The organism is Streptomyces sp. NPDC058470, assembly GCF_042721055.1.
Taxonomy (GTDB): domain Bacteria; phylum Actinomycetota; class Actinomycetes; order Streptomycetales; family Streptomycetaceae; genus Streptomyces.
Map to the genome: position 1 here is coordinate 1 of NZ_JBHXMF010000104.1, position 18,523 is coordinate 18,523.

The window sequence follows — 18,523 nt, forward strand, 5'->3', positions numbered from 1 at the left end:
CCGCCGCATGACGACGGGGCGAAGTATCAGGGCCCGGGATTAACCAACAGCGTCCCGTGACGGTGCCGGGCCCCGTCGCGAGCATCCTGAGCTCAGTAGCTCAGTAGCTCAGTAGCTCAGTAGATCTTGGGCGCGGTGACTCTTGGGTTCAGTGGTCGTCCAGATGCATGTCCGCCGCCTCGACCTCTTCGCGCGTGATACCCAGCAGATAGAGAACGGTGTCCAGGAAGGGGAAGTTCACGGCGGTGTGCGCGGCTTCGCGTACGACCGGCTTGGCGTTGAACGCGACGCCGAGACCGGCCGCGTTGAGCATGTCGAGGTCGTTGGCGCCGTCGCCGATCGCCACCGTCTGGGCGAGCGGCACACCCGCCTCGGCGGCGAACCGGCGCAGCAGCCGCGCCTTGCCCGCACGGTCCACGATCTCGCCGGTGACCCTGCCGGTCAGTTTCCCGTCGGCGATCTCCAGGGTGTTGGCCTGCGCGAAGTCCAGCCCGAGCCGCTCCTTGAGGTCATCGGTCACCTGTGTGAACCCGCCGGAGACGACGCCGACTTGGAAGCCGAGCCGCTTCAGCGTGCGGATCAGCGTGCGCGCGCCCGGCGTCAGCCGCACCTCGTTGCGCACCTTGCTCACCACCGAGGCGTCCAGCCCCTTCAGCAGTGCCACACGCGCGTGCAGCGACTGCTCGAAGTCCAGTTCGCCGCGCATCGCGGCCGCCGTCACCTCGGCGACCTCCTTCTCGCACCCGGCATGCGCGGCGAAGAGCTCGATCACCTCGTCCTGGATGAGCGTCGAGTCCACATCCATCACGACCAGGCGCTGGGCCCTGCGGTGCAGCCCGGCCGCGACCACCGCGATGTCGACGCCGAGCCCCGCGGCCTCGGGTGCCAGAGCGGTGCGCAGCGTCTCGGTGGCCGTACCGGACACGGCGAACTCGACCGCTGTCACGGGGTACTTGGCGAGCCGGAAGATCCGGTCGATGTTGCCGCCGGCCTTCGTGATCCGCGCGGCGATCGCGGCCGTCGACTCCGCCGTGAGCGGGTGCCCGAGCACGGTGACGAGCGAGCGCCCGAGTCCGCGCGGCCGGTTGTCACCGAGGCCGGAGATGATCTCCGCCTGCATCTTCATCGACTCCGCCCAGCTGTGGACGGTCGCCCGCAGATCACCTTCGAGCCCGCCGGGCGGCTCGGTCACGAGCGCGCACAGCACCATCCGGCCACGGGTGACGACCTGCTCGATGTCGACCACGTCGACGGAGAAGGCGGCGAGAGTGTCGAAGAGCCCGGCCGTGATGCCCGGCCGGTCCTTGCCGAAGATCTTGACGAGAAGGGTGGGGACATCAGAGGTCTGTGATGCGCTCATGGTGGTATCCACCGTATCTGGCACCCCGTGCCTTCCGCCCCTGAGGTCCGCCCTGCGGACGGGAAACACTGGGTGTCCGGTTCGTGGCGTGGGCATGTCCCGGTAGTGAGGCTCACTCCGGGCAGCGAACAGCCCACCCGCACCCCACGCCGGTCGAGTCCGGTCCGGAGTCAGTCCCGGCGCCGAGAGTTCCCCGGTGGCGGCGGCCCCTCCTCGGGCGGGGGTGGGGGCGGTGGAGGAGGAGGGGTGCTCCGCGACGGCGACCGTCGCCTGGACGGCACGGGTGGCGGTGTGTACGGCCCGATCACCGTCGGCGCGCCGTACACATCGGGCGGCCGCGCCCGCTCGGCAGGCCGGCTGTCCTCGGGTCGGCTGTCCTCGGGTCGGCGGTCGTCGAGCTCGCGCAGTTCGTCGGGCAGGCGCAGATACGGATTGGTGTCGGGGTTCGGCGCCCGGTGTGGCGTACTCGGGCTGTACGGTCCCGGCTGCCGGGGGAGTTCCGCGGACCCCTGAGCAACCGGAGCCGTGCCGCCACCCCGGGCCAGCGGCGCCGCCCGGCGCCCCGCGGCCCCGCTCGCGTACGCCAGCAGCGCGCCGGCCCCGCCCGCGCCCGCACCCCACAGGGCGCCGAGCAGCAGCGCCATGCCAGGTTGCCCATGGAGTTCGATCCCCGCACCGAACGCGTCGAAGCCGAGCACCGACAGTGAGGCGTCCACGGACACCTCCGTCAGCCACCCCAGCAGCGGCAGTGCCAGTGCCGTCACGATCCCGAGCCGAAGAGCGCAGCGCCCCGCGAAGCCGAGGGCACCCTGCCCCCGTACATCTGTGCCACCCGGCCCCCCGGCGACGGCGGCATCCCGTGCCCGTACAAATGGCGTACGTGCGGCGGCCAGGACGCCCGCGAACAGCATCGTCATCGCGGCCGCGACGCCCAACAGCCAGACCCGGCCATCCAGTTCGGCGAGACGGCCCAGGGTGATCGGCTGGTCGGAGCTGATGTTGAGCAGCTCGTCCATCGGGTCCGGCAGCAGCTTGGCGAGTTCGCCCGTGGCCTGACCGTCGACGGGGACGAGGAGGCCGACGGGGATGCCGAGCCAGACGCCGTTGGGTGCGCCGAGCAGGGCAGCGCCCGCGATCCGCTTGGGGTTGTCGTCGCCGATCGCCGCGTACGCCGCCGCCGCGAACCCTGCCAGGACCGCCACCAGCAATACCGTGACCAGCGCGGACGCGGTCGGCCGCACCACCCGGTGCACGGCGTCCCAGCCGCGCGGCAGCGGTGTACGACGGGAGGCGAGCAGTGCGATCAGCAGGATCCCGGCAGCCCAGGCGGCGCCGCCGAGCAGCGTCGGCACGGTGTCGACGGTGAAGCCCACGGCCGCCTGCGCGTCCACGAGGTCGCCGATCTGGCCGGGCAGCAGCCCACCGATGTCCCCGATGTCCCCGAGCCCGCCGGGGAGTTGGTCCGTGATGCCGCCAAGGCCGTCGGCGCCCGGCACCTTGTCGAGACCGAGTTCGCTTCCGTCGATGGTGATGATGTCGTGGCCGGCCCAGGCGAGCCCGCCCAGCATCGCCACGAAGAGGACGATCACCGAGCCCGTGCGCGCGAGGAGTTCGGACGGCGCGATCACAGCTCCCGCTGCGCGCAAGGAGCGTAGGAAGAACCACGACAGCAGGAGCGCGCCCACGAGGCCCACCCCCAGTGGCGTGATCTGTATGGCTGTGGTGGCCTCCGCTCCTTTCAGGCCGAAGGCGGACACATCACCGGACGGGGTGACGGAACCACCCGCCCCCAGTGCCACAACCGCCGCGGTCATCGGTCCCAGGGAGCCCGCCGCGTCCGCGCCGAGCAGATGCAGACCCAGCGCGGCCGTGCCCGCCATTCCGATCAGTGCCCAGCTCACAGCGGCGACCGCGGACAGCAGTACGTCTCCCCACGGCACCCCCCTGCCGTACTCAGTGGTCTCGATGTTCATCATCAGCCCCCCGATCCGCGCCGCGGCGAACCACCGCGCATGTCCCCCTCGCGTGGGATTACCACTCTCCGGGCCGGTTTCAACCCCGTCAACGGAAACGGGCAACCCGCCCGTACACACCCTTCACCGGGCCCGACTTTCGGTCAGGGGGCTCCAACTGAAATAGTTCCCCAGGATGTTCGACATCCCTAGACTCCCTGTGATGGGGCAACTTCGGGGGACAACTCAGTGGGGCATGGAGTGCCGGAACTTGTACTGGAATTGAACGGACGGACCTGGACGCTCGATGCGTCCAGGCCATACACCCTCGGACGTGATCCGCAGGGGGACATCGTGCTCGATGACGCCAGGGTGTCCTGGCGGCACGGCACGATCAGCTGGGACGGCCGTAGCTGGGTCCTGGAGGACCACGGCAGCACCAACGGCACGTTCGTGCAGGGGCAGCGGATCCACCAGATGGAGATCGGCCCCGGCTCGGCCGTGCACCTCGGCAACGCGACCGACGGACCGCGTCTGAACCTCTCCGGCGCCGCGGCAGCCGTCGCACAGCCGCAGCGGCAGCCGTTCGCCGCGCAGGGCGCGAACCCCGGCTGGGCTCAGCAGGCACCACCGCAACAGGCTCCGGAGCAGGGCTGGCAGCGGCCGCAGCAGGCCGCGAACATCCCGCCGCAGCAGGGGCCCGGTGAGGGCGCGGGGGCGCCACCGGTCTACGGCGACCGCAGCCCGACCACGTTCCACCAGTTCTCGCTCGGCCGCGTGATGCGTATCGGCCGCGCCCTGGAGAACGAGCTCGTGGTCTCGGACCTGCAGGTCTCGCGCAACCACGCGGAGTTCCACGCGACGCCGGACGGCCGCTTCGAGATCCGCGACCTCGGTTCGCACAACGGCACCTACGTCAACGGTATGCCGATCGCCAAGGGCGGCACGGTGCTGCTCGGCCCGAACGACATCGTGGGCGTCGGCCACTCGACGTTCCGCCTCGTCGGCGACCGCCTCGAGGAGTTCGTCGACACCGGTGAGGTCTCCTTCTCGGCCCGCCACCTGACGGTGACGGTCGACGGCGGCAAGCAGATCCTCAAGGACGTCTCCTTCGGCGTACCCGAGAAGTCGCTCGTGGCGGTCATCGGCCCCTCGGGCTCCGGCAAGTCGACTCTCCTGAAGGCGCTCACGGGCTATCGCCCCGCCAACGAGGGCGATGTTCTCTACGACAACCGGAACCTGTACAAGCAGTTCGCCGAGCTGCGCCAGCGCATCGGTCTGGTCCCGCAGGACGACATCCTGCACAAGGAACTGACCGTCAAGAAGGCCCTCAAGTACGCGGCCAAGCTCAGATTCCCCGCCGACACCACGGGGCAGGAGCGCAACGCCCGTATAGACGAGGTGCTGCGCGAGCTGAAGCTGGACATCCACAAGGAGAAGAAGGTCACCTCTCTCTCCGGAGGTCAGCGCAAGCGTGTCTCCGTGGCCCTGGAGCTGCTCACCAAGCCGTCGCTGATCTTCCTGGACGAGCCGACCTCCGGCCTCGACCCGGGCATGGACCGCGACGTCATGCAGCTCCTGCGCGGCCTCGCCGACGACGGCCGTACGGTCCTGGTCGTCACGCACTCCGTGGCCGAACTCGCCATCTGCGACAAGCTCCTGGTGATGGCTCCCGGCGGTGCGGTCGCGTACTTCGGTCCGCCCGAGGAGGCCCTCAACTTCTTCGGCTACGAGACCTGGGCCGACGTCTTCTCCTCCTTCGAGAACTACCGCGACTACGACTGGGCGGGCCGCTGGAAGGGCTCGCAGCACTACCAGATGTACGCGGCGGACATCGACGCCGTCGCCGCGCAGTCGGTGCACATGCCGCCGCCGCAGTCGATGCGGCCGCCGAAGCCGCAGGGCTGGCTGTCCCAGCTGTCCACGCTGATCAGACGTTATGTATCGGTGATCGCGTCGGACAAGGGATTCCTGGCGCTGACGGTGATCCTGCCGCTGGTTCTCGGCTCGGTCAGCATTCTCATCGACCAGGGCGACAACCTGTTGCCCCGGTTCAATGCGTCCGGGGCCAACCAGGGGAACGCCACGGCCCAGACGGTCCTGCTGATCCTCGCTGTCGGCGCCTGCTTCGCGGGTGCGGCCAACTCCGTCCGAGAGCTCATCAAGGAACGGGTGATCTACGAGCGGGAGCGCGCGACCGGCCTGTCCCGCTCGGCGTACCTGATGTCCAAGGTGATCGTGCTCGGGGTGGTCACCATCCTGCAGGGCGGTCTGGTCGGAGCCATCGGTTTCGCCACCCGTGAGGTCCCGAAGGAGGGTCTGTTCCTCGGCAGCATGACAAAGCTGGAACTCACCATCCCGATCATGGCGCTGGGCTTCGCCTCGATGATGTTCGGCCTGGTCATCTCCTCGCTGGTGAAGACGGCCGAGAAGACCATGCCGCTGCTCGTCATGTTCGCGATCGTCCAGGTCGTGTTCACGGGCTGCCTGTTCGCCCTGAACGGCGCGATCGGCGTCAACCAGTTCTCCTACCTGATGCCGTCGCGCTGGGCGGTGGCCGCGGCGGGCGCCACGCTGGACTTCAACGTGCTCAGCCCGAACAAGGACGACCTGACCAACACGGACCCGCTGTGGGACCACACCATGGCCACGTGGACCCTCGACATGGTCGCCCTCATCGCGCTCGCCGTGGTCTGCGGCTTCCTCGTGGCCCGCTTCCTGCGTCGCCACGAGCCCGAGGTCATGCGCAAGTAAGCACCGCGGGCACGACTGAAGGGCGGCTCCCCAGCAGGGGCGCCGCCCTTCGGCGTACGTGTCAGAGCTCCGCGCCCGGCCTCAGTACGCGCCGTTGACGTTGTCGATCGAACCGTACTTGTCGGCCGCGTAGTTGGCGGCGGCCGTGATGTTGGCGACCGGGTTGTAGATGCTCGTCGACGTGCCGGCCACGTGGTAGGCGTTGAACGTCGGCTGGATGACCTGGAGCAGGCCGATCGACGGGGTGCCGTTCTGGGCGTTGATGTCCCAGCCGTTGATGGCGTTCGGGTTGCCCGTCGACTCCCGCATGATGTTGCGGTACAGCCCGTTGTACGTACCGGGTATGCCGTTCTTCGCCATGATGTCGAGGGACTGGCGGATCCAGCCGTCGAGGTTGTTGGCGTACGTCTTCACGGCGACGGTCTCGATCTGAGGGCGCGCGGCGGAGCGGCTCGCGGCCTGCTCCTTCGTGCGTGCGTCCGCGGCCTTCTTCTTGGCGGCGGCCTCGGCGGCAGCCTTCTTCTTGGCCGCGGCGTCAGCGGCCTTCTTCTTGGCGGCGTCGGCGGCCGCCTTCTGCTTCGCCGCGATGTCCTGCGTCTTCAGGTCGGCGCCGGCCAGCTGGTCGGTGACGCTGCCCTTCACGTCCTGGATCTGCTGGTCGCTGTAGGCGACGTGGGCCGAGGAGACGGCGGCGTCGCTCGTGGTGGTCCCGGCGTTGCCCGGCACCAGCGAGAACGCCAGGGCGGCGGCACCGAGGGTCGCGACACCGGCGATCGACAGCTTGTGGGCCTTGGTCAGCTTGGGACTATGACCAGGAGTGGCGATGTTCTTGGGCATGACTGATGGACCTCTTCGAATAGCGCGGAGGTCGCTCCCGGTCCGGGTGGGGACAGAGTGTTTTCCGGAACAAACGCCGCGGGGTGGAACCCGCGGTGCTGAGCGACGGAGGCCATTCTTAGCGGCCGCAAAAACATGTGGCAAAGGTGTGACGTACGAAGCCCGATAGTGGACCCAGGAAGGGCAAAACAGGACAGACTGTCATGCCTTTCCCGCTCACACAGGTCCCCTTTATCTCCTATGCCCCTTCGTACGTGATGTGCGCCCTATGCTCGGGGTCACACCGGCCACCCACCGGTCTCACCATTAGTTGCTGGAGCAATGCCCAGAGTGAGGGTTCCCCTCCGGAAGGATGAGGTGCACGTCCCCGAACTCGTGCCAGAGGTAGAGCCCGCTCAGCGCCGCGTCGTAGCTGCGGTCCACGGCAGCCCTTCCCGCGATCGCCTCCAGCATCAGCAGATGCGAGGCCTCCGGCTCGTGCAGCCCCGTCAGCAGCCCGTCGACGACTCGCACGCCCCTCTCCGGGGTCACCACGAGGTCCGTCCAGCCCTTCCGCGCCAGGACCACCCCGTCGGCGTCCGCCGCGGACTCGACGGCGCGTACGGCCGTCGTGCCGACCGCGACGACCCGGCCGTCCCCCGCCTTCGCCGCGTTGATCAGCCGGGCTGACGCCGCCGGCACCTCGTATCTCTCCGGATACGGCGGCTCGTGCGACTCGGCCGACGCCACCCCGGTGTGCAGCGTGATCGGCGCGAACTGCACGCCCCGGCTCACCAGCTCCGCCACCAGACGCGGAGTGAAGGGCCGCGCGGCACTCGGCATCTCCGCACTGCCCGCGCCGTCGCCGGAAGGCAGCGCGAACACCGTCTGGTAGACCGACAGCGGCTGGTCCCTCTCCGTATAGGAGTAGCGAATAGGACGCCCGTGCCGCCGCAGCAGCCCAAGGACGTCCGCGTCCGACACCCGCCCCCACCACAGCCGCGGGCTGCGCGCGGTCAGCGGCTCCTCCAGTACGAGGCGTACGCCCCCGGGGAGGCGCACCCGCGTTCCTGCCGGACCGCCTGCACGCGCACGCGTGGTGCCCCTTCCGTCGGGATCCCGCAGCTCGACGGCCCACCGCCCGTCATCACCGCGCGTGGAGAAATGCACCACCACGCGCGCGTGCCCGATGTTCCCGTCGACGGCGGCGGCCAGCGTCGCAGAGGTGTTGACGACGAGCAGGTCCCCGGCCCGCAGCTGCCCCGGCAGCTCCACGAACTCGTGGTGCGAGACCTCGGTGCCCCGCGAGACGAGCAGCCGCACCGCATCCCGGTCCAGCCCCGGCCCCCGCTGCTCTACCGGCACCCGCGCCGAGAGAACCCCCGTCGTGGTCGTCATCGCGTCTCCAGCAGAGCGGGAGCACCGTAACGACCACTGGCCGGACGCCGGTCCAGCAACCGCAGAAAGGCCGGAACGACACTGGCCGGCGCCGGCCGCGGATCGTCGTCGTCCGGTACGGCCGCCGCGTACAGGTCCGTGCCCATGTCGCCGGGGTCGACCGCCCAGACCCGCAGCCCGGGCTCCTCCTCGGCGAGCACCGCCGAAAGATGATCGAGCGCGGCCTTCGACGCCCCGTACCCGCCCCATGTCTCGTAGGCCTCGGCAGCAGCGTCCGAGCTGATGTCGATGACGGAGCCCTCCCGCGCGGCCCGCAGCAGCGGCAGCGCCTCCTGGATGAGGCCCAGCGCGGCGACCACGTTGACCTCCAGGGCCCGCCGCAGGCCGTCCAGGGACAGCCCCTCCAGACGTACGAGCGGTTCGGCGCCCAGCGCGCTCGCGTTGTTCACCAGAAGGTCGACGCCCCCGAGCTCCCGGGCCGCCGCCACCAGCTCGGCGCGGTGCCCGGCATCCGTGACATCCCCGGGCAGCGCCTCCACCCGCGTCCCGTATACGGACAGCGCCACCGCCGTCTCCTCCAGCACCCCCGCCGTCCTGGCGTCCAGCACCAGATCCCAGCCGCGCTCGGCCAGGGCCGCGCCGAGAGCCCGCCCCAACCCCTTCGAAGCCCCCGTGATGATCGCTACCGGCATTCCACCCACGTCCCCTCGTCCTCGACCGCCTTCCCTCGGCGGTGTCCTCAACGTAGGAACCCGGCCACCCCCGCCGCCTCGTGCAGGGGTCGCGAAGATCAGGGGCCCTTTGCCCTAGGCCCACCGACCTAGGCGTCGGCGGCCACAGGGCGGATACGGGTTGTCACACCCCGCAGGTACGTTGGGGTCATGAGCCAAGGCCCCCGGTCCGGTCTGTACGCGGTGAGTTCCGCGCTGCTGGCCATGAGCAGGCACCTCGAGGTGCGCGACGTCCTCAAGACGATCGTCGCCTCGGCCCGCGAGCTGCTCGACGCCCAGTACGCGGCGCTCGGGGTCCCGGACGACCACGGAGGCTTCGCCCAGTTCGTCGTCGACGGCATCAGCGACGCCCAGTGGAAGGCCATCGGCCCGCTCCCGCGCCAGCACGGCATCCTCGCCGCGATGCTCCACGAGGCCCGCCCCGAGCGTCTCGCCGATGTCCGCAAGGATCCCCGCTTCGAGGGCTGGCCCGGCGCCCACCCCGACATGTCCGACTTCCTGGGCCTGCCGATCCGCGACGGGGACGAGGTCATCGGCGCCTTGTTCCTCGCCAACAAGCTGCGTCCTTCCGGGGGACATCCCCCAGACCCCGAAAGCCCGAAACGGGACGGCAGTTGCGGCTTCACTGAGGACGACGAGGAACTCCTGACGATCCTCGCCCAGCACGCGGCGATCGCCCTGACGAACGCCCGCCTCTACGAGCGCAGCCGCGAGCTCACCATCACCGAGGAGCGTTCCCGGCTCGCCCACGAACTCCACGACGCCGTCAGCCAGAAGCTCTTCTCCCTGCGCCTCACCGCACAGGCCGCCGCGGCCCTCGTCGACCGCGACCCCTCGCGCGCCAAGGGCGAACTCCAGCAGGTGGCCGCCCTCGCCGCGGAGGCGGCCGACGAACTGCGCGCCGCCGTCGTCGAGTTGCGCCCGGCCGCCCTGGACGAGGACGGACTGGTCGCCACCCTGCGCACCCACATCCAGGTCCTCGACCGCGCCCACTCCGCGCGCGTGACCTTCAGCAGCTGCGGTGTACGAGCGCTGCCCGCCTCCCAGGAGGAGGCCGTGCTGCGTGTCGCCCAGGAAGCCCTGCACAACGCGCTGCGGCACTCCGGCGCGGCTCAGGTGGACGTCACCCTTGAGCGGGACGGACAGGGCGCCGTCCTGCGCGTCACCGACGACGGCAGCGGCTTCGAGCCGACCGCGATACGCAGTGCGGGACGCCACCTGGGCCTGGTGTCCATGCGTGACCGGTCGAGCGGGGTCGGCGGCACGCTCACCGTGAAATCGGCGCCCGGCAAGGGCACCACGATCGAGATGGAGGTTCCTGGTGGCTGACGCAATCAAGGTGCTGCTCGTCGACGACCACCAAGTGGTCCGCCGGGGCCTGCGCACCTTTCTGGAGATTCAGGACGACATCGAGGTGGTGGGAGAGGCCTCCGACGGCGCCGAAGGAGTTGCCCGCGCCGAGGAGTTGAAGCCCGACGTCGTCCTGATGGACGTCAGGATGCCGGGCATGGACGGTATCGACGCGCTGCGCAAGCTCCGTGAACTCACCAACCCCGCTCGGGTGTTGATCGTCACCAGCTTCACCGAGAAGCGCACGGTCGTCCCGGCCCTGCGCGCGGGCGCCGCCGGGTATGTGTACAAGGACGTCGACCCCGACGCGCTCGCCGGCGCCATCCGCTCCGTGCACGCCGGGCACATCCTGCTCCAGCCCGAGGTGGCAGGCGTCCTGCTGTCGCAGGAGGCTGTCAACTCGGGCCAGGGGAGAGGCGGTTCACTCACCGAGCGGGAGCGCGAGGTGCTCGGCCTGATCGCGGACGGCCGCTCCAACCGCGAGATCGCCCGCGCGCTCGTCCTCTCCGAGAAGACCGTCAAGACGCACGTCTCGAACATCCTGATGAAACTCGACCTCGCCGACCGCACCCAGGCCGCGCTGTGGGCCGTACGGAACGGTGCGGCCGGGTGACCGGCAATTCGGAGGGTTCCGTTCCGGGCTGAGATTCATACCGTCGTGTGTATGTCCCCCAGATGGCGCAACCTCTGTGGATCTCGGCCGTTCTCCAGTGCGTGCTGCGGGACTTGCCGCAGTGATCGCTAGGAGGGCTTAGAAGTGAAGAACCTGAAGAAGGCCGCCGCTGTCACGATGGTGGCGGGTGGCCTCGTTGCCGCCGGTGCCGGTTTCGCCTCCGCCACGGACGGTGGCTCGCACGCGGACGGCAAGGCCGTGGGCTCGCCGGGCGTCATCTCGGGCAACGCCGTCCAGGCCCCGATCCACATCCCGGTGAACGCGGTCGGCAACAGCGTGAACGTCATCGGCGTTCTCAACCCGGCCTTCGGCAACCTCGGCCTCAACCGCTGAGGTCCGTACCGGACCGATCATGACCACCGGCCTCCCGGGTGCCCCCGGGAGGCCGGTCAGGTTGTCCGCTCGTCGGCTCAATGGACCGAATGGGCAGTTCAGTGAAGTCCCCCGTGCCATAAGGGGCGTTTCCGGCGTTGGTCAACGTACGACCCGCGGCCGGGTCGGATCCGCAAACGCAGGAGGAACGCTTCTCATGAACATCACCAAGAAGGCCGCCGTGGCCCTCACCGTTGCCGGTATCGCCGCCGGCGCCTCCGCCGGTGCCGCTGTCGCCGACTCGGGTGCCGAGGCCGCGGCCGTGAAGTCGCCGGGCGTCGTCTCGGGCAACGCCGTCCAGGCCCCGATCCACATCCCCGTGAACGCGGTCGGCAACAGCGTGAACGTCATCGGCCTGCTGAACCCGGCGTTCGGCAACACGGGCGTGAACGACTGACGTCCGCCCCATCAGGGAAGAGCCCCGCGACCGAGAGTGGTCGGCGGGGCTCTTGTCGCTTTCAGCCTGTCCGTCGTTCGAGGACGAGTGCGTTCAGCGCGACAGCGGGGATCGGGGGGCGGCAGCCCAGGAACAAGGGACGGGTAGGGGCGGAGGGGGCGAAAACCCTGCCGGGCCCGCCACTGTCAGCGAACCCCCCGCTCCCGCTCCTCCACAAACGCGTTGTACGCAGCCACCTGCGCCCGCCGCCCCGTCCGCTCCACCGGCCGCAACGCCTCCGCCCGAGCCGCCATCTCCGACGCACTCACCGCCCCGCCATGCCCGTTCTCCTGCGCGACGGAAATCAGCAGGCCCACCCGCTGGGCAAGCTCCAACACCCGTACCGCACGCGGCGGGTACCCCGGAGCAAGCACCTCCCGCCCTCGCTCCGCCCGAGCCCGGTACGCCCCGACCGCCGCCTCGGCAACCGGCCCCGACCCCGCCACATCCAGCCGCGACAACAGCTCCGTCGCATCCCGCAACGCCTCCGCCAGCTCCCGCTCGGCCTCCCCGAGGGACGGCACATCGGCCGGCGGCGCCTCCCGAACGGGGAGGCAGTGCCAGACGACCTCGACGTGCACATCGCCGTCGGGCCCGGCCTCGTACACCTCGGGGACGAACCCGAGCGTCACCCCGTGGCAGACGACGGCCTCCTCGGCGTCGAGGGCGCGTGCGTTGAAGTCCGGCGGTCCGCTGAGCCCGAGCGGGTGCCCCGGCGCGGGCAGCGCGACCCGCAGCCCGGTCACCCCGAGCGCGCGCAGCCGGCCGATCGCGAGCGTGAGACCGACGGGCCCCACCTCGCCCGGCAGCCCCTCGACCCGGTGCACCGCGTCCTCCCCGACGATGGCGAGGACCGCGTCATCCGGCGAAACAAGTCCGGCCAAAAGGGCGTTTCCCCATGCGGCCAGTCGTCCTGAGCGTGGTTCCGAGAGCATGCCTCCACCCTAAGGACCGGCCGATGGAATGGAGCGGCCGACCGGTGGCGTAGGTTTTCCCTGGGGGCTGCGTCCACAGACGTAAGCGACGGCCGAGACTGCAATGGGAGACAACGCGCTCATGAGCGATGTACTGGAGCTGGAGGACGTATCCGTGGTCCGCGAGGGCCGGGCTCTGGTGGATCAGGTCTCCTGGTCGGTCAAGGAGGGCGAGCGCTGGGTCATCCTCGGCCCGAACGGCGCCGGAAAAACGACCCTCCTGAACCTCGCCTCCAGCTACCTCTTCCCCAGCCAGGGCACCGCGACCATCCTCGGCGAGACCCTCGGCAAGGTCGACGTCTTCGAGCTGCGCCCGCGCATCGGCGTGGCCGGTATCGCCATGGCCGAGAAACTCCCCAAGCGCCAGACCGTCCTGCAGACCGTGCTCACGGCCGCGTACGGCATGACCGCCGGCTGGCACGAGGACTACGAGGACATCGACGAGCAGCGCGCCCGCGCCTTCCTCGACCGCCTCGGCATGAGCGACTACCTGGACCGCAGGTTCGGCACGCTCTCCGAGGGCGAGCGCAAGCGCACCCTCATCGCCCGCGCCCTGATGACCGACCCCGAGCTGCTGCTCCTGGACGAGCCCGCCGCGGGCCTCGACCTCGGCGGGCGCGAGGACCTCGTACGCCGTCTCGGCCGCCTCGCCCGTGACCCGATCGCCCCCTCCATGATCATGGTCACGCACCACGTCGAGGAGATCGCCCCGGGCTTCACCCACGTCCTGATGATCCGTCAGGGCAAGGTACTTGCCGCCGGCCCCCTGGAGCTCGAACTCACCTCGCGCAACCTCTCCCTCTGCTTCGGCCTCCCGCTCGTCGTCGAGCAGCTCGGCGAGCGCTGGACCGCGCAGGGCCTGCCCATGTCCTGATCGCGCAAACCTGGGAAGCCCCCGGTAAAAGGCCTGTTCCAACCTGATCGGCGCCCTGTCCGCGGCAGGACCCGCGGACCTACCATGACCATGTGGACGACATCAACGCATGGGTGTGGTGGCTGATCGCCGCCGCAGGGCTCGGCATTCCGCTCGTCGTGACCGCGATGCCCGAGTTCGGGATGTTCGCGGTGGGCGCCGTCGCCGGGTCCGTCACAGCGGGCCTCGGAGGCGGTGTCGTACTCCAAGTCGTCGTCTTCGTCGCCGTATCGGTCGCGCTGCTCGCCGTCGTACGCCCCATCGCGACCCGGCACCGCACACAGCAGCCCCAACTTGCGACGGGCATAGAGGCGTTGAAGGGCAAGCAGGCGGTGGTCCTTGAGCGGGTCGACGGCTCGGGCGGCGGCCGGATCAAGCTCGCCGGGGAGATCTGGTCGGCCCGCTCCCTCGACTCCGGACAGGCCTACGAGGCGGAGCAGGAAGTGGTGGTCGTGGATATCGAGGGCGCCACGGCGATCGTCATGTGACCTCGCACGACACAACTGAACCGAACGCCCCACAGCACAGACAACTGTCTGTCACACTCGTCCAGCAAGATCTTCAACAACCATAAGATCTTCAGGAATTACCGAGCGGAGAAGGGTACGGGGAGCAACGATGGAACCGATCATCATCGTCCTGATCATTCTGGTGGTGTTGGTCTTCATCGCCCTGATCAAGACCATCCAGGTGATCCCACAGGCAAGCGCAGCCATCGTCGAGCGCTTCGGCCGCTACACGCGGACACTGAACGCCGGACTGAACATCGTCGTCCCGTTCATCGACTCCATCCGTAACCGCATCGACCTGCGCGAACAGGTCGTACCGTTCCCGCCGCAGCCGGTGATCACCCAGGACAACCTGGTCGTCAACATCGACACCGTCATCTACTACCAGGTGACCGACGCCCGCGCCGCTACGTACGAGGTCGCCAGCTACATACAGGCGATCGAGCAGCTCACCGTCACCACCCTGCGCAACATCATCGGTGGCATGGACCTGGAGCGGACCCTCACCTCCCGCGAGGAGATCAACGCGGCGCTGCGCGGCGTCCTCGACGAGGCAACCGGCAAGTGGGGCATCCGCGTCAACCGCGTCGAGCTCAAGGCGATCGAGCCGCCCACCTCCATCCAGGACTCGATGGAGAAGCAGATGCGCGCCGACCGCGACAAGCGCGCCGCGATCCTCACCGCCGAAGGTATCCGGCAGTCCGCGATCCTCACCGCCGAAGGTGAGAAGCAGTCCTCGATCCTGCGCGCCGAAGGTGATGCCAAGGCCGCCGCTCTGCGCGCCGAGGGCGAGGCTCAGGCCATCCGCACGGTCTTCGAGTCCATCCACGCCGGAGACGCGGACGAGAAGCTCCTCGCCTACCAGTACCTCCAGATGCTCCCGAAGATCGCCGAGGGCGACGCCAACAAGCTCTGGATCGTGCCGAGCGAGATCGGTGACGCGCTCAAGGGCCTGAGCGGCGCCATGGGCAACATGGGTCCGATGGGCGGCAATTCGGGCGGCAATTCGGGCGGCGGAGGCACCGAGCGCCGCGAGAAGCCGTCCGTCACCGACTGACGAACGCGCGTGTACGTGACTGGGGCCCACCTTCCGATGAAGGCGGGCCCCAGTCACGTACGACGACCTACGCGGCCGGCTGTATCAGCCACTGAGGCAGCGAGGCGAAGTCGTCCCGGCCCAGCGCCAGCAGCATCGCGTCCGCGGGCGTCGGCTCGAACGGCTGCCGGAGCAGCGGCATACCCGCCTGGTCCGGCGTACGGGCAGCTTTGCGGTGATTGTCCTCGGCGCACGAGGCGACCGTGTTCAGCCAGGAGTCCTGACCGCCCTGCGCCCTCGGCACCACGTGGTCCACGGTCGTCGCCCGCCTGCCGCAGTACGCGCACCTGTGCCGGTCGCGGATCAGCACACCGCGCCTCGACCACGGAGCTTGTCTTCGGAACGGCACCCGGACATAGCGGCAGAGCCTGATCACCCGCGGCACGGGTATGTCGAGCGCGGCTCCGCGCATACGCAGTTCGGGGTGGGCCTGCTCCACGACAGCCTTGTCCTGCAGCACCAGAACGACGGCGCGGTTCAACGTCACCGTCGACAGCGGCTCAAAGCTCGCATTCAGCACCAGCGTGTCCCGCATCCAGCCCACCTCCTCTGCGCACAAGCCCACTCCGTGGCGGGCTTGGATCAACTCTGGCCGGGCACGCCGAGATGGACAACGCAATAAAAAATGCCCGCCTCTGATCACTTCCAAGACCAGAGACGGGCAAACGTTCCGTGAACCCTCAGCTGTCCGCGCCTGCCGCGTACTCAGCGATCAGCTGGGCCCGTGCCAGGGTGTGGAACCGCAGATTGAAGCCCACGACCGCGGGCGACGCATCCGCGTCAGGACCGAGTTTCTCCTGATCCACGGCGTACACCGTGAAGACGTACCGGTGCGCCGGATCCCCGGGCGGCGGCGCGGCGCCCCCGAAGTCCCTGGACCCGTAGTCGTTGCGCACCTGGACCGCGCCTTTGGGCAGCCCCTCGAACTTGCCGGTGCCCGCACCCTCCGACAGCTCGGTGACCGAGGCCGGAATATCGAAGACGGACCAGTGCCAGAACCCGCTGCCCGTGGGGGCGTCCGGGTCGTAGCAGGTCACGGCGAAGCTCTTGGTCTCCGGCGGGAAGCCCTCCCAGCGCAGCTGCGGCGAGGTGTTCCCCGCCGCGTAGACCTGAGCGTCCTTGAGTGTCGCACCCTGCTCGACATCATCGCTCGTGACCGTGAAGGACGGCACGGGCGGATGGAAGTCATGGGGGAGCGGCGGCCGCTTGAGCTCGGTCACCTCGGTACCTCCTGATCGGTGGTGACGGTTCCCGGCCGAGCCTAGAACCAGCTGCGCTTGCTGCCGACCTCCGACAGCCACTGGTTGAGGTACGCGGCCCAGTCCGTGCCCTGGTAGTCGTGCAGCCCCACCTGGAAGGAACGGAACGAGTCGCTGCCCTCACTGAAGAGGCCCGGCTTCTTGTCCATCTCCAGGATGACGTCCATCTCGCGATCGTCCGCGACGAAGCTCAGCTCCACCTGGTTCAGCCCGCGGTACTGCGACGGCGGGAAGAACTCGATCTCCTGGTAGAAGGGCAGTTTCTGCCGCGTACCCCGGATGTGACCGCGCTCCAGATCCGCGTTCTTGAAACGGAAGCCCAGCTGGATGAACGCGTTCAGGAGCGCCTGCTGCGCCGGCAGCGGGTGCACGCTGATCGGGTCAAGGTCGCTGGAGTCAATGGCGCGCGCGATCTGCAGCTCCGTGGTCACCCCGATGTTCATCCCCCGCAGCGGCTGACCGTCGATCGTCGTGATCGGCGTCTCCCACGGGATCTCGAGGCCGAACGGAACCGCGTGCACACCGTTGGCCTGCAGTTCGAAGGCCCCACCGAGCCGCAGCTTGGTGAACTCGACGTCCTGCTTGTACTCCTGGTCCTGGCCCTCGACCTCGACCTTGGCCTGCAGACCGACCGACAGACCCTCGATCGCCTGGTTCACGGACCCGCCCTGGATCCGCACCTCCCCCTGGACGACGCCGCCCGGAACGGTGTTGATCTCGGTCAACACCGTCTCGACCGAAGCCCCACCGGCCCCCAGGCTCGCAAGCAGCCGCTTGAACCCCATGTCACTTCCTCCCCAGGCAACGCCTGTTCTGTCCTGTGTCTGCTGTCTGTCTGGATTCCTTGATCCCTACAAACGCAATCCGACCGTCGCCGGTTCCGCGTCCTCACCCTTCCAAGGGAGACGCCCCCTGACCACCCCGCCGACACGCACCCGTCTGGGCTACGCTCGTACGCCATGATCACGGCCCCTGACCGTACGCCCCTCACACGCGAGTTCTTCGACCGACCTGTACTGGACGTGGCCCCCGACCTCCTGGGGCGCATCCTGGTACGCAGCACGCCGGACGGTCCGATCGAGCTCCGCCTCACAGAGGTCGAGGCGTACGACGGCCCGAACGACCCCGGCTCCCACGCCTATCGCGGCCGCACACCCCGCAACGACGTGATGTTCGGGCCGCCCGGACATGTGTACGTCTACTTCACCTATGGCATGTGGCACTGCATGAACCTGGTGTGCGGCCCCAAGGGCATGCCCTGCGCGGTCCTGCTCCGTGCCGGCGAGGTCACCGAGGGCGCCGAACTCACCCGCAAACGTCGACTCTCGGCCCGAAATGACAAGGAACTGGCCAAAGGGCCCGCCCGGCTGGCCACGGCCCTGGACGTGGACCGCGCCCTCGACGGCACCGACGCCTGTGCCCCCGGGGGCGGTCCGCTGACCCTCCTCACGGGCGCACCCGTCCACTCCGACCAGGTACGCAGCGGTCCCCGCACGGGCGTGGCCGGCGACGGGGGCGTTCACCCGTGGCGTTTCTGGATCGCCAACGACCCGACGGTGAGCCCATATCGGGCCCATGTGCCCAGGCGTCCCCGAACTTGACTCGCCCCTGGGGGGTCCGTAATGTAGTCCGAGCCGCTTGAACCGGTTACGGCGTTCAGCCAGCAGCCGAGAGCGGCCAACCCACTACCTACGACTCCCCCCGGCGGGGGCGAATTCGGCGTGCCTGTATGCCGTAATTCGAACTCGCGGAACTCGATTATGAGTTGCGGAGGGAATCGGCTAACGTAGTGAATGTCGAAAAGCCGCGAAGCAAAAGCATTCAAAGGCTTGAGACGAATCCCATTGACTGGGAATCGGGTCCGAAAGGGTCTGGTAGAGTCGGAAACGCAAGACCGAAGGGAAGCGCCCGGAGGAAAGCCTGAGAGAGT

18 protein-coding genes are annotated in these 18,523 nt (G+C 69.0%); 9 read left to right on the top strand and 9 right to left on the bottom strand.

Features of this window, described 5'->3' with window-relative positions; all coding sequences use genetic code 11:
- Positions 1–148: 148 nt before the first annotated feature.
- The gene (gene serB, locus ACFWP7_RS41160; protein WP_384393268.1) at positions 149–1,360 is read right to left on the bottom strand and encodes a phosphoserine phosphatase SerB; all 1,212 of its coding nucleotides are present in this window, start codon (positions 1,358–1,360) and stop codon (positions 149–151) included.
- 170 nt (positions 1,361–1,530) lie between these two features.
- On the bottom strand, positions 1,531–3,333 hold the full coding sequence (locus ACFWP7_RS41165) for a streptophobe family protein (RefSeq protein ID WP_384393316.1): 1,803 nt from the start codon (positions 3,331–3,333) through the stop codon (positions 1,531–1,533).
- 240 nt (positions 3,334–3,573) lie between these two features.
- On the opposite strand from ACFWP7_RS41165, the gene ACFWP7_RS41170 reads away from it, so the two are divergent.
- On the top strand, positions 3,574–6,066 hold the full coding sequence (locus ACFWP7_RS41170; protein WP_384393271.1) for an FHA domain-containing protein: 2,493 nt from the start codon (positions 3,574–3,576) through the stop codon (positions 6,064–6,066).
- An 81-nt stretch (positions 6,067–6,147) separates the two neighbouring features.
- On the opposite strand, the gene ACFWP7_RS41175 is transcribed toward ACFWP7_RS41170, so the two are convergent.
- The 3 genes from ACFWP7_RS41175 to ACFWP7_RS41185 form a co-directional block, all read right to left on the bottom strand.
- Positions 6,148–6,903 carry a transglycosylase SLT domain-containing protein gene (locus ACFWP7_RS41175; RefSeq protein WP_384393274.1) on the bottom strand — a complete coding sequence of 252 codons (756 nt, stop codon included), beginning with the start codon at positions 6,901–6,903 and terminating at the stop codon, positions 6,148–6,150.
- A 306-nt stretch (positions 6,904–7,209) separates the two neighbouring features.
- Positions 7,210–8,280, bottom strand: a complete 1,071-nt coding sequence (locus ACFWP7_RS41180; protein WP_384393277.1) for an S-adenosylmethionine:tRNA ribosyltransferase-isomerase — start codon at positions 8,278–8,280, stop codon at positions 7,210–7,212.
- Positions 8,277–8,972, bottom strand: coding sequence for an SDR family NAD(P)-dependent oxidoreductase (locus ACFWP7_RS41185; protein WP_384393281.1), 696 nt, complete (start codon positions 8,970–8,972; stop codon positions 8,277–8,279). The genes ACFWP7_RS41180 and ACFWP7_RS41185 overlap by 4 nt, the downstream gene beginning before the upstream one ends.
- Positions 8,973–9,161: 189 nt before the next feature.
- Between ACFWP7_RS41185 and ACFWP7_RS41190 the strand changes: the two genes are divergently transcribed.
- From ACFWP7_RS41190 to ACFWP7_RS41205, 4 genes are all read left to right on the top strand, one after another.
- A complete protein-coding gene (locus ACFWP7_RS41190) occupies positions 9,162–10,340 on the top strand; it encodes a GAF domain-containing sensor histidine kinase (protein WP_384393284.1) in 1,179 nt (392 codons plus the stop codon).
- On the top strand, positions 10,333–10,974 hold the full coding sequence (locus ACFWP7_RS41195) for a response regulator (RefSeq protein WP_384393286.1): 642 nt from the start codon (positions 10,333–10,335) through the stop codon (positions 10,972–10,974). Before ACFWP7_RS41190 ends, ACFWP7_RS41195 begins: the two co-directional genes overlap by 8 nt.
- A gap of 144 nt (positions 10,975–11,118) precedes the next feature.
- Entirely contained in the window at positions 11,119–11,367 is a 249-nt protein-coding gene (chpE, locus tag ACFWP7_RS41200) for a chaplin ChpE (protein WP_384393289.1), read from the top strand.
- Positions 11,368–11,563: 196 nt separating this feature from the next.
- The gene (locus tag ACFWP7_RS41205; protein WP_384393292.1) at positions 11,564–11,803 is read left to right on the top strand and encodes a chaplin; all 240 of its coding nucleotides are present in this window, start codon (positions 11,564–11,566) and stop codon (positions 11,801–11,803) included.
- Positions 11,804–11,988: 185 nt separating this feature from the next.
- On the opposite strand, the gene ACFWP7_RS41210 is transcribed toward ACFWP7_RS41205, so the two are convergent.
- On the bottom strand, positions 11,989–12,777 hold the full coding sequence (locus tag ACFWP7_RS41210) for a hypothetical protein (protein ID WP_384393295.1): 789 nt from the start codon (positions 12,775–12,777) through the stop codon (positions 11,989–11,991).
- Positions 12,778–12,898: 121 nt separating this feature from the next.
- Between ACFWP7_RS41210 and ACFWP7_RS41215 the strand changes: the two genes are divergently transcribed.
- The 3 genes from ACFWP7_RS41215 to ACFWP7_RS41225 all read left to right on the top strand — a co-directional run bounded on the left by ACFWP7_RS41215 (position 12,899) and on the right by ACFWP7_RS41225 (position 15,295).
- Positions 12,899–13,690, top strand: a complete 792-nt coding sequence (locus ACFWP7_RS41215; RefSeq protein ID WP_384393297.1) for an ABC transporter ATP-binding protein — start codon at positions 12,899–12,901, stop codon at positions 13,688–13,690.
- A 92-nt stretch (positions 13,691–13,782) separates the two neighbouring features.
- On the top strand, positions 13,783–14,217 hold the full coding sequence (locus ACFWP7_RS41220; protein ID WP_384393300.1) for an NfeD family protein: 435 nt from the start codon (positions 13,783–13,785) through the stop codon (positions 14,215–14,217).
- A 130-nt stretch (positions 14,218–14,347) separates the two neighbouring features.
- Positions 14,348–15,295: an SPFH domain-containing protein gene (locus ACFWP7_RS41225; protein WP_384393303.1), complete on the top strand. Its 948-nt coding sequence runs from the start codon at positions 14,348–14,350 to the stop codon at positions 15,293–15,295.
- Between the two features lie 67 nt (positions 15,296–15,362).
- Here ACFWP7_RS41225 and ACFWP7_RS41230 read toward each other — a convergent pair whose 3' ends face one another.
- From ACFWP7_RS41230 to ACFWP7_RS41240, 3 genes are all read right to left on the bottom strand, one after another.
- Positions 15,363–15,869, bottom strand: coding sequence for an HNH endonuclease (locus tag ACFWP7_RS41230; RefSeq protein WP_384393306.1), 507 nt, complete (start codon positions 15,867–15,869; stop codon positions 15,363–15,365).
- Between the two features lie 145 nt (positions 15,870–16,014).
- Positions 16,015–16,554 (bottom strand): YbhB/YbcL family Raf kinase inhibitor-like protein, encoded by a 540-nt coding sequence (locus ACFWP7_RS41235; protein WP_384393309.1) that lies wholly within the window; start codon positions 16,552–16,554, stop codon positions 16,015–16,017.
- 41 nt (positions 16,555–16,595) lie between these two features.
- The gene (locus ACFWP7_RS41240; RefSeq protein WP_384393312.1) at positions 16,596–17,378 is read right to left on the bottom strand and encodes a sporulation protein; all 783 of its coding nucleotides are present in this window, start codon (positions 17,376–17,378) and stop codon (positions 16,596–16,598) included.
- A gap of 174 nt (positions 17,379–17,552) precedes the next feature.
- On the opposite strand from ACFWP7_RS41240, the gene ACFWP7_RS41245 reads away from it, so the two are divergent.
- The gene (locus ACFWP7_RS41245) at positions 17,553–18,194 is read left to right on the top strand and encodes a DNA-3-methyladenine glycosylase (protein ID WP_384393314.1); all 642 of its coding nucleotides are present in this window, start codon (positions 17,553–17,555) and stop codon (positions 18,192–18,194) included.
- Positions 18,195–18,523: the final 329 nt, after the last annotated feature.